This window comes from Microcoleus sp. Z1_A1, assembly GCF_036700305.1.
Lineage (GTDB): Bacteria > Cyanobacteriota > Cyanobacteriia > Cyanobacteriales > Microcoleaceae > Microcoleus.
Window position 1 is genome coordinate 114,933 of sequence record NZ_JAUBOR010000003.1, and the last position, 16,014, is coordinate 130,946.

Below are 16,014 nucleotides of genomic sequence, written 5' to 3' on the forward strand. Positions count from 1 at the left end.
AGTTGTTAGGAGCTATCAGTCAGGAGTCAGAAGTAAGTGATATCATTTCCGGTCGAGCGAGATCGATTTTTGTAGGGGAGGGTTCGCCAACAATACCTGCTAATAATTGACAATCTCAAAAACCCGCCCGACCGGGATATTATGGTTAATCGATCGGACATGATATGAAAATTATCTTTAGCCTTGTCTTGCTAATGACTAATGACCAATGACTAATGACCAATGACTAATGACCAATGACTAATGACCAATAACTAATGACTAATGACTAATGACTAATGACTTAAATATCCAGTTGTTGCTGAGCGAGGTGATAGTAAAGTCCGCGTTCAGCCATCAATTCGTCGTGGTTGCCTTGTTCGGCTAAAATGCCTTTGTCTAGAACCAAAATTCGATCGGCATTACGCACCGTAGACAACCGATGAGCGATAATAAACGCAGTGCGATCGCGACTAATGCGGGCGAGATTTTGCTGAAACCTGCGCTCAGATTCGGTATCCAGCGAAGAAGTTGCTTCATCCAAAACCAAAATCCGGGGATCGCCCAAAAGAGCGCGGGCGATCGCAATTCGTTGTCGCTGGCCCCCAGACAAACTCGTTCCCCTTTCCCCCACAGGAGTTTGATAACCCAGCGGCATATCTTGAATAAAAGCGTGAGCTTCTGCTAGCTTCGCCACTTCTATCGCCTGTTCCAAGCTTGCAGAAGCAGCATCGCTTCCGTTTTTATACAGCGTAATATTTTCCAAAATCGTTCCCGAAAACAAGAAACAATCTTGAGGAACAACACCCAACTGAACTCGCAGCGACTGCAAAGAAATGTGCCGAATATCGTGGCCGTCAATTGTCAGCCGCCCCTTTTCTGGATAATAGAAACCTTGCAGCAACTTTACCAAAGTGCTCTTACCCGAACCGCTGCGGCCGACAATTGCCACAGTTTCTCCAGCTTGCACCTCAAAGGAAAGATTTTGCAGCGTATTGCGTTCCTCATCCTGAGCATAACGGAAAGAAACATTGTCAAACTTGACGTTTCCCTGAATGCGAGGCAGCACCAGCATTGGCTTGTAAGGGCTTTCTTCAGGTTGGGCAGAGAATACATCATCCAAACGCTCGATCGAAACCAGCACTTCTTGAAACTCATCCCAAAGTCCCACCACTGAAAGCACAGGAGAAATTACGCTCCCAATCATCATATTAAAAGCCACAAATTGACCGATCGTCAACTCGTCTTGAATCACCAGCATTGCCCCATACCACAGCAAAGCCGTACTCCCCAAAGTATTAATCCCACCCCCGATCACCTGCAAAGAATTCGCCAACTTCTGCCCGCGAAATTTAGCATTAATCATGCAGGTTAATTGGTCTTCCCAGCGCCAGCGCATTTCTCGCTCAGCAGCAGTTGCCTTAACCGTCGCTACCCCAGTAATCATTTCCACCAAAGATGAATTTTGCTTGGCACTTTCGGTAAAAACCTCCCGCGACACTTTTCGCAGAAAGGGAGTTGCAACTAAAGTCAAAATCACGATCGGCGGAATCAACGCCAGCACCAACAACGCCAGACGCCAGTTATAGTAAACCATCAGTCCGATGTAAACTACAGCCATCAAAGCATCCAACCAAGCCGTAATAGCTTGGCGAGTCAAAAATGCCTGAATTTTTTGATTTTCCTGAACCCGCGTCAAGATATCGCCCACTTGACGAGATTCAAAAAACTTGATCGGCAAACTGAGAGTGTGACTGATAAAGCCGCTAATTAAAGTCAAGTCAATGCGGTTCGACAAATAATCCAGCAAATACTGTCTCGTTGCACCCAACAGCGTTCGCCAAACACTAAACAGCAGCAGCCCGATCGCAAAAACGTGCAGAGTTACTACGCTTTTGCTGACAACCACTTGGTCGAGAATTACTTGGGTAAATAGGGGAGTAACTAGACCAAATAATTGGAGCAACAAGGAGAGAATCAGAATTTGGGCGATCGCACCCCGGTAGGGCCAGACTATGCCCACAAAATTTTTAAGTTTGATACCTTGATGTTCGGCAGTGTGATTGCGGTATAGTTCCGCTGTTGGGTCTAAAATTAGGGCGTACCCAGTCCAATTTTCGGTAAAAGTTTTAATGCTCATCCACCGCTTGCCCGCCGCCGGATCGGCCACTAAAACCTGTTGATTTTTAAAGCGATAAACTGCCACGTAGTGATTGCCTTGCCAGTGAGCAATCCAGGGATTTTGATTTCGCAGCGGAGTTAAAGAAGCTCGCACGGGACGGGTTTGAAATCCCATCCTTTCCGCTGCTTTTGCCAGACTCTTGAGCGACGCGCCACTGCGGCCGATTTCTGCCAATTCCCGCAAGTAATTTAGGCTGAATTTCTTACCCCAATATTCGCTAATCATGGCTAAGCAAGTAGCTCCACAATCTGCTGAACTCTGTTGTTGAATGAATGGGTGTCTGCTGCTCAACCAGCGCCGATGCTTGGGTTTGGGAAAGCTGATGATTCCGGTTGCGGGTTTTTGCTGAGCAACTGCGGTTAATTTTGATGGCTCGGTTTGTGAGGTAGAGCTGGCCTTTTGGGGCGGCGTTACTAAGCTTAAGATTGGAGGTTTGCGGATGATTTTAGGGCGGGAATTGCTTTCGGAACTAATTGTGGCGTTGGCGATTTCCCACTGTTCGCTGCTAAGCTGGTAAATTATCAGGTCTGTTACCGCTATCCAGTCGCTCTTTACGTCTGAATGTTCCCAGTTACTGCCGAGAATGGGCGGTGCTTGACCTTGAATTTGACCGCTGCGGAGCCAAAAATGATTGTTGGAGTTTTGGCAGTGCTCGGTGAGGGAAACTCCGGCAGGAATTCGGATTTCTTCTATGTAAGGAACTAAGTGGGGCCACAGAAGCTGTTGTTTGTGGGGAGGGAGCGATCGCAAATCTGTTTGTGTCTTGAAAAAGATTAACCGCTGTCGCTTTTGAAATTCTTGCCGCCAGTGCAGTTGCAGTTGCGGGAATTCTTCTAAAATCAGCTCCAATGTGGTGGCGGAAATTCGACCGATTTGGCAAGTCCCAGCCGCAATAGCCCTGTAAGGCAGTCCGCTTTCAATAAATAGGTGATCTGTGCCAAATATTGCTCCGACTTCCAGTACCACCGCCGAAATCTCCTGCTGTTGCGACGCTTCTACCGCTAGCAGCCTGACTCTTCCCTCGCAAACTAAATAAAAATTGCGTGAAGCGAAGCTATCCCGTAGGGAATCGCTCTGTTTTTTTTCAAGGAAATTTTTACTATCTGATGTTTGATATTGAGTGATTTCATCTCCGAGTTGAAACTCGCAAATTTCACAGGCTGTATTTAATTTCGCCACTAAAGTCTGCCCTGCACCGACTTCCTCGAAAATTTTCTGAATAGCCGGGAAATTTTCCAAGGCTTCTGGGGTTTTAAAAAGTTGATTTCCCACCCCTAATTTTTTTTTCATAACTTACCCTGTCAAAAAGTTGTTTCATTTTTTTTGAATGGCAACTAACCCGGTTATGAGCGATTTTTATTGGTTTAGTTGCAACCTAGTTGGCTTACAAACTGTTTGTCGATATGTCCGATTAACACCTCTTAGTTACGGCATCCCTTCAACGCCTTTAGGATATATAAAATTGCGTTTTTTCAGGATTTTGTGGTGATTACGTAAGTGTGGTTTTGGCTGGCTCTCAGTTTAACTTACAGAATCGTGGTTTTGGCTACCTTTAAGGGCAATCTTTACGTAATCTTTATAAACCTACAGTAATTATACGGATATTTGTGAAGATTCTGTGAAGCTGGGCGAGGCAGGTGTTGTGTCGGGTATACGTATATATACACAGAAATTGACATTCACAACTCAAAAACCATCAATTTTCGACGCTTGTTTGTGAAATCCAGGGCCGGATCGTGGTAAAGAAATATTGATGGCTGTTAATTTGTAGCAGCAATTCAAGCAATTAATTGACCCTCTGGTCTGGGTATATAACGGATTAAAGTAAGATGGAAAGTTTTGCTATTGATAACGGTCTTCCATTTGGGGGTGACTTCTGTGATGGCCTAAACCCATCACTATCGCTACCCATCACTATCAATCTAAACCCCGATTAAAAGTATCGGTTTCTCTGCTTAAGGAATTTTGTGCGATCGCACTCAGTGTATTGGTTCTCCAAAAGCATGGAATAGTGTAGAATCCAACAACCAACTCAGGAAATTGTCGAACCTGCTTTACAAAAACTGGATATGATGATTGTCATCCCGACGGGCGGTGGCAAGTCTTTGTATTTTCAATTACTGACACTGTTGAAACCAAGATTGACGGTGGTGATTTCGCGGTTAATTACTGTGATGCAATGCCAGACACTTGTGGCGACTAATTAACTATGCAGAATCCAGCGATTGAGAGCATCTCAATGAAAGCCGCCCTCCGCTAGAAATTCGAGTTAGGAGTCAGGAGTCAGGAGCCAGGAGAAAAGAGGAAGAAGGAAGAAGGAAGAAGGAAGGAGCCAGAAAAAGTGTTTTTACAAATATGAGATGCTCCCCAGCGATTGCCGCCGCACAATCGAGTTAAATTCTTTTGGGGATGGGAGGAAGGGTACTTTTCGGCACATCTTAGCCCTATCATCTGTTGTTGAATTCACCCTATTTCATGCCGCTTCACCTGAGTTGTGCTCAGTCAAGGCAACTGCTAGTAATTGAGCAGCCTGCACGTTACTCATTGCGACTTCCCAAATGCCTTTTGCACAATAGCTGTAAAAGTTAGGAACAGGCAGAAACAATGAATCAAAGTTTAATGAATCTGTAAGATCGCACTTCAGAGACAATTGAAATTAAAATGTACTATAAATCATGCAAATTACGATCGACCTTCCCGACAATCTCCCCCTGACTGAAGCCGATGTGAGGATAGAATTGGCGATCGTACTTTATCAGCAGCACAGCCTCAGTCTCGATAAAGCCGCTCAACTCGCTGTAATGTCTGTGGACGACTTCTACCAACTATTAATCAGTCGCCATATTGTCCCCCCGCCCGCAGATCCCGATGACGATCCTGCCGAACTCGTCTTAGCCAGCCTCTGTAACTCCCTCCAGCAAATTAAAGAAGGCAAATTACACCCTATTTCCGAACTGTGGGAAAGTTTTAGCATTTAATTCTAGAGTTACCACTTACAGATAGACTCTGGCTTGAGAGGACAAGTTTTGGGATAAATTGGATTTTCGTTGAGATATAAAGCACGCAATTCTGTCAAAAATTGCAAAGATTTAATGTCACTGATTTGATTATTTATGAGGTGTAGTTTAGTCAATTTAGTCAATAATTGTAAGGGTTTGATGTCGCTGATTTTATTGTTGTCGAGATCGAGATAATCCAGTTTAGTCAAGGATTGTAAGGGTTTGATCTCGCTGATTTTATTGGTGTTGAGACCGAGAACAGTCAGGTTAGTCAAGGATTCTAGCGGTTTGATGTCGCTGATTTCATTGTCGCTGAGGAACAGCCTAGTCAGTTTAGTCAATGATTCTAGCGGTTTGATATCTTTGATTTGATTGTTTTTGAGAGGGATCACAGTCAGGTTAGTCAAGGATTCTAGCGGTTTGATGTCTATAATTTGATTGTCGCTGAGGAACAGCCAAGTTAGATTAGTCAAAGATTCTAGCGGTTTGATGTCGCTGATTTTATTGTCGCTGAGGAGGATCTCAGTCAGGTTAGTCAAGGATGCTAGCGGTTTGATGTCTATAATTTGATTGTCGTTCAAGCTCAGCCCTTTCAGGTTAGTCAAGGATGCTAGCGGTTTAATGTCTATAATTTGATTGTTGTCGAGGGATAGTACACTCAGGTTAGTCAAGGATGCTAGGGGTTTGATGTCGCTGATTTTATTGTTTTCGAGGCTGAGGTTTGCGAGACTCGAAAGTTTCTGATTAGCTTCATCGCACTCAGTGGCTCCTGCTTTCTCCAACAGCACTTCTACTGTATGTTTAACTTCAGGACTCAAGGAAGCTTTTTCGCGACACCAATCAGCAAACGTTCTGTTTCCCGATCGCACTTCTGCGGCCTTCACTCCGAGGCTAGTTCCAGATAATGCTACGATCGCACTCAAAGCAACTACTATCAAACTTGCTAAATTTATGTGTTTCTGTGCAACTATAAGTTTCATCATCTTGTACCTCTAATTTCCTGAATAGACAATGGCACGTTGGTAAACTGTCACGAGACTGCCAGATAGTTCTAAAATAACTGTGATATTAAACTTATAGCCAATAACTTTATCTGCACAAACTCAGGAAAATACCTTATGAACAGCACAGCATCTTACGCATCATCTCAAATGGCAGATCGCGAACGCGCGAACCTCAGCAAGCTAATCGATTACAGTTCCATTCGATCGATACCCGAAATTTGGGCGATCGTCAAACAAAAATTCGGTCAAACCGTCGCCCTCCACGACCCCCACACCCAGCCAGAAATCAAGCTGACCTACACCGACCTGTACCAACAAATCCAGCAATTCGCCGCCGGCCTCCAAGCCCTAGGCATCGAACCAAATCCCGAAGAAGCAGTCCCTCCCCGCGTCGCCGTCTTCGCAGACAACAGTCCCCGCTGGCTGATAGCCGACCAAGGTATCATGATGGCCGGGGGCGCCAACGCCGTTCGAGGCGCCACCGCCGACCCCGAAGAACTCCTGTACATCATCCAAGACAGCGGCAGCACCGCCTTGGTAGTCGAAAACCTGGCATTACTCAAAAAACTGCAACACCGCCTCCCAGATTTGCCCATCCAACTCATCGTCCTCCTCTCGGACGAAGAACCGGAAATCAGCCAAACCCTGAGCACAGTCAAATTTTCCCAAGTCATGACCACAGGGGCCAACCGTCCCCTCAAACCCACCAACCACAGCCAGCAAACCCTCGCCACCCTCCTCTACACCAGCGGCACCACCGGCAAACCCAAAGGCGTCATGCTGACTCACGGCAACCTGCTGCACCAAGTCACCACTTTAGGTACAGTTCTCCAGCCAGAACCGGGCGAATGCGCCCTCAGTATGTTGCCCAGTTGGCACGCTTACGAACGCAGCGTCGAATACTTCCTGCTTTCCCAAGGATGCACGCAAATTTACACCAATATTCGCTATTTCAAACAAGACTTTAAAACTTACAAACCCCAGTACATGGTCAGCGTTCCGCGCATCTGGGAATCGATTTATGAGGCCGTACAAAAGCAATTTCGGGAACAGCCGCCTAACAAACAAAAATTGGTGAATTTCCTGTTATCTGCCAGCCAGCAATACATCGAGAACCGCCGCATTTCCCAAGGATTAACTCTCAGTTTGAAACCGGCTTCTGCTTCCGAAAAACTAATCGCCCGCATCAAAAGCATTCTGTGGTCGCCCGTACACGGCCTGGCAGAAAAATTGGTTTACAAAAAAGTCAGGGAAGCTACGGGAGGACGCTTAAAATGGGCAATTAGCGGCGGCGGTTCTTTGGCAACGCATTTAGACAATTTCTTTGAAATAGCGAATATCGGTTTGTTGGTGGGATACGGTTTAACCGAAACTTCGCCGGTTTTAACTGTGCGCCGCCCTTGGCACAATCTTAAAGGTTCCGCAGGACAGCCCATTGCCCATACGGAAATTAAAATAGTAGACCCAGAAACCAGACAGCAACTGCCCACAGGCCAGCGCGGCTTAGTATTGGCGCGCGGGCCGCAAATCATGGCAGGTTATTATCTTAATCCCCAAGCGACTGCCAAGGCGATCGACTCCGAAGGCTGGTTCGACACCGGGGATTTGGGCTGGCTGACACCGGGAAACGACTTAATCTTGACCGGGCGGGCCAAAGATACGATCGTCCTCACCAACGGCGAAAACATCGAACCCCAGCCCATAGAAGACGCCTGCGTCCGCAGCCCCTACATCGACCAAATTATGCTAGTAGGTCAAGACCAGAAATCCGTCGGCGCCTTAATTGTCCCCAATGCAGAAGCCGTGCAGAAATGGGCAGAAACTCAAAATCCCCCCTTACACGAAATTGACTGGAATAGCAAGACAATTCAAGATTTATTTCGCAAAGAATTGAACCGAGAGGTGCAAAATCGCCCTGGATACCGCGCGGAGGATCGCATCGGCCCGTTCCGCTTGATTCAGGAGCCATTTTCGATCGAGAATGGAATGTTGACCCAGACCCTGAAAATTAAGCGCCCGGTTGTGACGCAACACTACCGCGATATGATTGACGGGATGTTTTGAAATATTCGCTGGACTTGGGGAATGGAAAAGAAAAAATTATCCCAACACCCGAGTCCCGATTCCGAGTCCTCAGTCCTGGGCCATTAGTTCAGGTTTACCAACTAATGACTCATGACTAATGCCTAATTCCTAATTGACAAGCAACAACTTTTTTATGGAACCACAATTACTCTTGAAGCGATCGATTAACGTTAAAGTCGTCGTTACTCCTCGCTGGAAAGAAGAAGCTCAACAGCAACTCCAAGCCCAAATCAACCAAATAGACTCTCAGCTACAACAGTTAGAAATGCAAGGGCAGCGGATGATTTCAGAAATCCAAAAGTCAAATTTGCAGCCCCCAGGCCCGCAAGTAATGCAGCAAATAGAAAACATTCAAGTGCAGGTGAATCAAAGAAAAAGCGAACTGCTAGAACAGAAAAACCAAAACCTGCAACAGCTTCAGCAAGTGCAGGTGCTAGACCTGGAACAAGAAGTGAGTCAAGGTCAAATTGACGGCACGTTCACTGTCGGGCTGGGAGAAAACTTGATTCAAAAAATGCAAGTAGAAATTCTCCTCCGCGACGGCATAGTCGAAGAAATTCGAGGTGATATTTAGAAATTGGTAAGTGGTAATTGGCGATCGGTAATTGGCAATTGATTTTGAGTCAACAGTCACACATCAAGAATGCGAGACACTGGCATAATAATAAGTATTGCCGGTGGCCGATCGCCAATGCTCAATTGCCAAATACCGATTACCTATTACCAACACAAAAGGACTTTTTACAGATGATTCGCGAAGTTTTCATGCCAGCCCTGAGTTCTACCATGACAGAGGGCAAAATTGTTTCCTGGGTCAAATCCGCCGGAGACAAAGTAGAAAAAGGCGAAACGGTGGTAGTCGTTGAATCCGACAAAGCCGACATGGACGTGGAGTCTTTCTACGAAGGCTATTTAGCAATAATTATCGTACCTGCGGGCGAAGTTGCTCCGGTGGGGGCGGCAATCGCCCTGGTAGCAGAAACGGAAGCCGAAATCGCCACAGCTCAGCAGCAAGGAGCCGCCGCCCCAACCGCAGCCGCAGCCCCGGCTCCCAGCCCCGCTCCTGTCAGCGCAGCTACATCCTCAGCAGGTTTACAGCAAAATGTTAGTCGCCAAAACGGCCGCAGCGTCGTTTCTCCCCGCGCTCGCAAATTAGCCAAAGAGTTTAAAGTAGATTTGAATTCTATCAAAGGCAGCGGGCCCAACGGTCGCATTGTCGCAGAGGATGTGGAAGCAGCAGCCGGCAAAGCTCAACCAGCTCCGGTTCAGCAAGCGGTAACAGTTCCCGCAGCACCCGCACCGGCATCTGCAGCACCCGCCCCCGCAGCAGCCAAACCCGCACCCGCACCAGTCCCGGCGATCGCACTTTCGGGCCAAAAAGTACCGATGAATGCGCTGCAAAATGCGGTGGTGCGGAATATGGAAGCAAGTTTGAGCGTGCCTTCTTTCCGCGTCGGTTACACAATTACTACTGATAATCTGGACAAACTCTACAAACAAATTAAGTCGAAGGGCGTCACGATGACGGCTATGCTGGCGAAGGCTGTAGCTGTAACTTTACAAAAACATCCTCTGCTGAATGCTTCTTATGTGGAGTCGGGAATTCAATACCGCGCTGATATTAATGTGGCGGTAGCGGTGGCGATGGATGGCGGTGGTTTGATTACGCCGGTGTTGCAAAATGCCGATCGCCTCGATATTTATTCGCTCTCCCGCACTTGGAAGGATTTAGTCGATCGCGCCCGCACCAAGCAGTTAAAGCCTGATGAATACAGCACGGGGACTTTTACTCTTTCCAATTTGGGAATGTTTGGAGTAGACAAGTTTGACGCGATTTTGCCGCCGAATCAAGGCTCGATTTTGGCGATCGGCTCTTCGCGGCCGCAAGTAGTGGCTAATGAAGATGGTTTGATGGGAGTGAAGCGCCAAATGCAGGTGAATATTACTTGCGATCACCGGATTATTTACGGTGCTGATGCTGCGTCTTTCTTGCAAGATTTAGCGAAGTTGATTGAGACAAATCCTCAGTCTTTGACGCTTTAGCGATCGTCCTAAATCTCCCTTTTACTGTTATTGGCAGGAAAGGGGGATTTAGACTTAGCTTTTAATGAGATGTCTAATTTTGGAATGATTTAACCGCAGAGACCGCAGAGGACACAGAGTCAGAGAAGAGAGAGATGAATAATTCCGATACCAACGGATTTGATATTACTCATTAAGACGATGAAAGTGCAAGTTTTGTCTGTTCAACCTGCGATTAGCTCTAATACCAATTCGCCCGATCGCCCAACTTAGCACAGACGTAGCGCTCAGCTTTCGATCGCACCTTCCTGAGTCCGCGCACCATTTCCCAAATTGTTGGGCGTGAAGTCGGTTTCGATCGTCGGACGCTCAAACAATTTACCAATTACCAATTACTAATTACCAATTACAAACTTGCGTTATTTCTGTTTTAGGACTACCAACGTAATGTCGTCAAAAACTTTATGTTTGTCAATATGTTGCAGCAGATGATCAATTACTGCTTGTCGAATTTCTTCAGCCGTTTTGTGGCGATTTTCTTTGGTCACTTGGCACAATCTTTCTATGCCGTAATACACTTTATTTATATTTACAGCTTCGGTAATTCCATCTGTGTAAAGCACTACTACATCCCCTGGATTAAGATGCACTTGAACTTGGGAAACAAAATCAGCAATATCTTCCTCTAATCCCAGAGGGAAGCCGAGTTCGATTGTATCGATCCGTTCGATGTTACCATCAGTACGGACTACAATTATTTCTTCATGTTGACCGCTGATGGTAAAGTTACTATCTTGATAATCTAACAAAACCAAGGTCATGTTTTTAGATGAGTCGATGCGCTCGATATTGGCATAAAGGGTGCGGTTTAACACATCAAGAAACTTCACCGGATCGGTTTCGTTCATTTTTTGGAGAGTGCGGACGGCGGTTTGCGCCATAATCATTAATACGCCACTTTCTAAACCATGTCCCGTAACATCGCCGATGGTAATTTTTACCCGATCTTTTTGGGTTAGTACGTCGTAGTAGTCGCCACCCACTTCATCGGCAGGTTCCATATATCCAGCTATTTCTAATCCTTTAATTTTATCTAGTTCTGATTGTTTGGGCAAGATCATTTGTTGCAGTCGTTTGGTGACTTCTAACTCAGCACTGAGGCGGATGTTTTCGGCTTTAAGTTTGTTATTGAGGCTGCTAATTTCCTGGTTTGCTTGGGCGAGTTGGGCGGTGCGTTGTTGCACTTTATCTTCTAAAGTTTGATAGAGGCGGGCATTTTCGATGGAGATCGCAGCTTGGGCGGAAATGATGTTGAGGACTTCTAAGCGATCGCGCGTAAAAGCCCCCGCTGTTAAATTATTTTCTAGGTATAAGATGCCTACCAACTTACCTTGATTGATCAGGGGGCTACACAAAATAGATTTAGGTCGCTGCTGAATAATATACGGGTCAGAGGCAAACCTGCTTTTATTCGTTGCATCATCGATCGCAACAGTTTCTTGCGTGCGTTCTACATAATTAACCAGGGAGATAGGAATCTCTTGACTTTCAGTCGCTGACTTGGATATTAATTGACATCGTTCACCCGTACATTGAGCTTCAATTGTCCACTTACCTGCTGGGTCAGGTATGATAAAATAAAACTTTTCTGCTCCCGCGTTTTCCAGCAAGACTTGCATCAAGTTCGAGAGTAACTTATCTAAATTAACTTCCCCTGAGAGCGCTTGGGAGGCTTTGATAATTGTTGATAAATCCAGCTCGTTTGCAGCACCTGAACTGGTAGAAGTGACAGTGGTTCTGCTCTGAACCATCGTTTCGTCTCTTCCACTCGTCAGGCTATTTTTCCTACCGACGATAGGTGCGAGTAATTCAGCATGGCGCTCTTCTAAATCTTTAACTTTTGCCTTTGCTCCCCAGCGAATATAAGCATAGTAAGCGTCTATCATGTAGGTACGCGCTACTTTCTGACGACCTAATGCTAAATAGAATTCTCCAGCTAATTCATTGGCGAGGGCTTCATCCTGTACATATCCATTTTCCTTGGCTCCATCTATAGCCAGGTCGTAATATTCCATTGCTGAGAAAGATTGCCCTAAGACGCGGGCTTTTTCGGCCTCTACTAAGTCATACTTATGCTGGTGATTCATTGGGCAATGGAACGCCCAATTTTTTATACTTTTCTGAGTTTCTTCGACTTGAATAAGGTATTTTTGTTTCTTTTCTTCCTCTCCTGAAATTGCTTCAAAATGGGCTAAAAGAATCAGACAATAGTAAAAGCTATGTTCAATAAAGCTAATATTTGATTGAACGTAAATTGAATATTTCAACCCTTCCCTAGCAAATTCTAGAGCTTCTTCATATTGCTTAAATAAATAGCAAACTACAGTTTTCGCATAATAAACCCTGAATAAGCACATAAAATTTTTTACTTCTCTTAAATAAGAGATAGCTTCTTCCTCATTTAATATGCTGCCAATCAAAAGCAGTTTATTATCTGTCATCCCCCTTAAATTTTCTACTAATTGACCGAGGATTTTGAGTAAATATAACTGGTGTTCTTGGGACAAGTTATCGGCAAAATCAATATAGTGTTTTTGTTGTTCTTGCACGTAGTCTAGATGCTCGCCCTTAAAAAACAGATGAGCGCAGTAGTAATCAGCAGCATGACAAGCATATTCTATATCTCCAAATTCTAAGCCGCTATTAATTGCTTGACGAAGGGGTTCTAGAGTTTCCCTAGTATGCTTTTTGAAGTGCGTAATACCGATCGAAACATTAACCAATATTTTAGAACGAAACTCTTTGGCATCTAACTGCTCTAATACTTGTAAAGAAAGTTCACCAAGTTGATAGGCCAAATCTATATCTGGTATGAGCCAAGACACGAATATTCCGTAAATGGAATATGCAAAAGTACACTGTGGCGAATTCCCATACTGACGAGAAAGTTCGATCATAGTATATAGAATTGGTAGCGATAGCGGGCTTTCTGCAAAGCAAGCAGGTGCGAATATAAGAACTAAAAACTGCATAGTCGCCAGCTTGTAGGGATCGGTCATTTCTGCCAGGTTAGCTAACTCCTCAATATTGAGTTCTTGCGGCGGTGATTGAGATATGGTCACTCCCAGCATTTCTAGAACTTGCAGTCCGGTATCTACCGCAGAATTGTTCTGGTTTTTAGCGAGGTTAAGCCTAATTTTCAGTGCGTATAAGTTGACTTGTTCGAGGATTGTTTTGGCTTTTTTGAGAGTGCGATCGCACAAAATTTCCGCACGTTCTAAATTGGCATTGAGATATTCGGCTTCCGCCGCTTCCCGATAAAAATTAAATGTCACATCGTATCTACTTTCCCAGCTATCTTGACTCAGGAGTTCTATACCTACATTCAAATAATTAACAGGGGCTTCATAGGCAGTAGCTGCCTTTGCTTTCTGTCCAGCAATCAGGTTTAATTGGGCTAACTCATCTTTTTCTGACTGATTAGTTAGCAAATCTGTGCCAAAATTCAGTTGGTTAACCAGAGCAAAAATATTATCTTTTCGCTCTTGCTCTGTTGTATTATTCAGCAGTAGTTGACCAATTTTCAGGTGAGTGGCTTTTTTCTCCGATTCTGGAATCAAAGAATAGGCTGCTTGCTGCACGCGATCGTGCAAAAATTTGTAGTCAACTTTGATATCGCGTATAGATGCCAACTCTTCCTGGGCAAAGACTAGAGGAATTTTGTAATTTTCAGACAGCGGCAGAATCAAACCCGCTTGCATTGCCTCCCACAAATGAGCAGCCGTCGCTAAGTTTGATTCTTCATTGACAATTGATAAAACTTCTAAGTTAAATTGGTTGCCGATGCAAGCCGCTAATTTTAATGATTTCTGGTTTTTTTCAGGGAGTTTGCGAATATTGCGACCAACCAGTTCAACAATATTGAAATCTGCGATACCAATCGCCTGTATTTGTTGAATATCCCACTCCCAGCGGTCTGTATCTACTTGATAAACCAGCAGATTTTCCGAGTACAGGGTTTTGAGTAGCTGCGTTAAGAAAAACGGATTGCCTTGGGTTTTATTAAAAAGTAACTCGGAAAAAACTTTGATTTTGTCTGAATTTACGCTGGCATCGAGAGTGTCGGCGATTAATTGGTTGACGCTATCCAAAGCCAGCGCCTGAATGGTGATATTATTCACCGCCGTTTCAGTTTCTTGAATTTTTTCTATTGTCTGAATTAAAGGATGAACGGGACTGACTTCGTTATCTCGATAAGCTCCAATCGTTAACAAATATTTGCTATCTGGGTCAGTGACTAAGAGTTGAATTAACTTTAGAGATGCCGAATCTGCCCACTGTAAATCGTCTAGGAATATGACTAGCGGGTGTTCGGGTTGACAAAAAACGCGAATAAATTGTTGAAAGACCCGATTAAATCTGTTTTGGGATTCCGATGAACCCAGTTGAGGAACTTCAGGCTGTTTACCGATAATTAGTTCGACTTCGGGGATAACATCAATAATAACTTGACCGTTATTATCTAGCGACTTTAATAAGTTTTCTTTCCAAATAGCAATGTGTTCGGAAATTTCTGTTAATAGCTGACGAACTAATTCTTGAAATGCTTGGATTAACGCCGCATAGGGAATGTTGCGCTTAAACTGGTCAAACTTACCCGCAATAAAATATCCCCTAGCTGCTACAATTGGTTTATGAACTTCATTGACGATTGAAGTTTTACCAATCCCGGAATAACCGGAAACTAACATCATCTCGGTGGCACCGAGGCTGACTCGTCCAAAGGCATCTAGAAGAATTTGGACTTCGGTTTCTCTACCATAAAGTTTCTGGGGAATGAGTAATTGGTTGCCGCGATCGCGTTGACCGATGGCAAAATTTTCAATCTTTCCAGTTGTCTGCAATTGCTGCAAACAAGTTTCCAGGTCAAATTTTAATCCCGCCGCACTTTGATATCGGTCTTCCGCATTTTTTGCTAACAGTTTCATCACAATATCTGAAACCGCTTGAGGAATTTCTGCTACCTCTTTAGGTGGGACGGGTTGTTTGGCAATATGACAGTAAACCAACTCCATCGGATCGGTGGTACTAAATGGCAACTGGTTGGTCAGCATTTCATAGAAAGTCACTCCCAAAGAATAGAAATCCGTGCGGTAGTCAATTGCGCGATTCATCCTTCCCGTTTGTTCGGGTGACATATAAGCGAGAGTCCCTTCTAGCAAGTTGGGATTGCTAATGCTTTGGTTTTTCAATTCCAAGCGCGATGAAATACTAAAGTCAGTCAGTTTTACTTTTCCTGTCGCTGGATTGATAATGATATTTGAGGGCTTAATGTCTTTGTGAATGATCGGTACTTGATGGAGATAGATCAAAGTTTCGGATAGAGCGATCGCTACCCTCAGCCACTCGGTTATTGACAGGTTATTGGCTGCCATAAAATGATAAAGGGATAGACCCCCAAAATCTTCTAATATCAGCGCTAAACTATTCTGATAATTCTCTAACTTGTAAGTTTTGACAATTCCTTCACACTCTAAATTTTGAGTGATTATAAATTCTTGCCTTAAATTGGTGATTTGTTCAAGGCTAGGATAATCATTTTTTATTATTTTAACGATGACAAGCTGTCGATCCCGATTTCTTATCCCTCGATAAACAACGGTTCTGACTCCTTCGTAAATATTTTCTATAATTTCGTATCCTGAAAGAATGATCGTTTTTTTAACCTTACCCTTTTCATTAA

The 16,014-nt window shown here is 44.5% G+C and carries 8 protein-coding genes; 5 read left to right on the plus strand and 3 right to left on the minus strand.

The window, feature by feature from the left end; genetic code table 11:
- Positions 1–283 precede the first annotated feature (283 nt).
- On the minus strand, positions 284–3,451 hold the full coding sequence (locus tag QT973_RS02930) for an ABC transporter transmembrane domain-containing protein (protein ID WP_333390547.1): 3,168 nt from the start codon (positions 3,449–3,451) through the stop codon (positions 284–286).
- A gap of 779 nt (positions 3,452–4,230) precedes the next feature.
- On the opposite strand from QT973_RS02930, the gene QT973_RS02935 reads away from it, so the two are divergent.
- Together QT973_RS02935 and QT973_RS02940 are read left to right on the plus strand one after the other, a co-directional pair.
- Positions 4,231–4,368, plus strand: a complete 138-nt coding sequence (locus QT973_RS02935) for a hypothetical protein (RefSeq protein WP_333054970.1) — start codon at positions 4,231–4,233, stop codon at positions 4,366–4,368.
- A gap of 468 nt (positions 4,369–4,836) precedes the next feature.
- Positions 4,837–5,139 (plus strand): UPF0175 family protein, encoded by a 303-nt coding sequence (locus tag QT973_RS02940; RefSeq protein ID WP_333054969.1) that lies wholly within the window; start codon positions 4,837–4,839, stop codon positions 5,137–5,139.
- Positions 5,140–5,147: 8 nt separating this feature from the next.
- Here the strand turns inward: QT973_RS02940 and QT973_RS02945 are convergent, their stop codons facing one another.
- Complete coding sequence (locus tag QT973_RS02945) at positions 5,148–6,143, minus strand: leucine-rich repeat domain-containing protein (protein ID WP_333390549.1); 996 nt, start codon at positions 6,141–6,143, stop codon at positions 5,148–5,150.
- Between the two features lie 135 nt (positions 6,144–6,278).
- On the opposite strand from QT973_RS02945, the gene QT973_RS02950 reads away from it, so the two are divergent.
- From QT973_RS02950 to QT973_RS02960, 3 genes are all read left to right on the plus strand, one after another.
- Positions 6,279–8,228 (plus strand): long-chain fatty acid--CoA ligase, encoded by a 1,950-nt coding sequence (locus tag QT973_RS02950; protein ID WP_333390552.1) that lies wholly within the window; start codon positions 6,279–6,281, stop codon positions 8,226–8,228.
- A gap of 154 nt (positions 8,229–8,382) precedes the next feature.
- Positions 8,383–8,823, plus strand: coding sequence for a YlqD family protein (locus tag QT973_RS02955; RefSeq protein WP_333054966.1), 441 nt, complete (start codon positions 8,383–8,385; stop codon positions 8,821–8,823).
- Positions 8,824–8,996: 173 nt separating this feature from the next.
- Positions 8,997–10,292, plus strand: coding sequence for a dihydrolipoamide acetyltransferase family protein (locus QT973_RS02960; RefSeq protein ID WP_333055090.1), 1,296 nt, complete (start codon positions 8,997–8,999; stop codon positions 10,290–10,292).
- A gap of 398 nt (positions 10,293–10,690) precedes the next feature.
- Here the strand turns inward: QT973_RS02960 and QT973_RS02965 are convergent, their stop codons facing one another.
- Complete coding sequence (locus QT973_RS02965; protein WP_445305684.1) at positions 10,691–15,985, minus strand: AAA family ATPase; 5,295 nt, start codon at positions 15,983–15,985, stop codon at positions 10,691–10,693.
- Positions 15,986–16,014 lie beyond the last annotated feature (29 nt).

Coding starts and splice junctions, on each gene's coding strand:
- QT973_RS02930 (WP_333390547.1), bottom strand. CDS start 3,451: ATGAAAAAAAAATTAGGGGTGGGAAATCAACTTTTTAAAACCCCAGAA.
- QT973_RS02950 (WP_333390552.1), top strand. CDS start 6,279: ATGAACAGCACAGCATCTTACGCATCATCTCAAATGGCAGATCGCGAA.
- QT973_RS02945 (WP_333390549.1), bottom strand. CDS start 6,143: ATGATGAAACTTATAGTTGCACAGAAACACATAAATTTAGCAAGTTTG.
- QT973_RS02955 (WP_333054966.1), top strand. CDS start 8,383: ATGGAACCACAATTACTCTTGAAGCGATCGATTAACGTTAAAGTCGTC.
- QT973_RS02960 (WP_333055090.1), top strand. CDS start 8,997: ATGATTCGCGAAGTTTTCATGCCAGCCCTGAGTTCTACCATGACAGAG.
- QT973_RS02935 (WP_333054970.1), top strand. CDS start 4,231: ATGATGATTGTCATCCCGACGGGCGGTGGCAAGTCTTTGTATTTTCAA.
- QT973_RS02940 (WP_333054969.1), top strand. CDS start 4,837: ATGCAAATTACGATCGACCTTCCCGACAATCTCCCCCTGACTGAAGCC.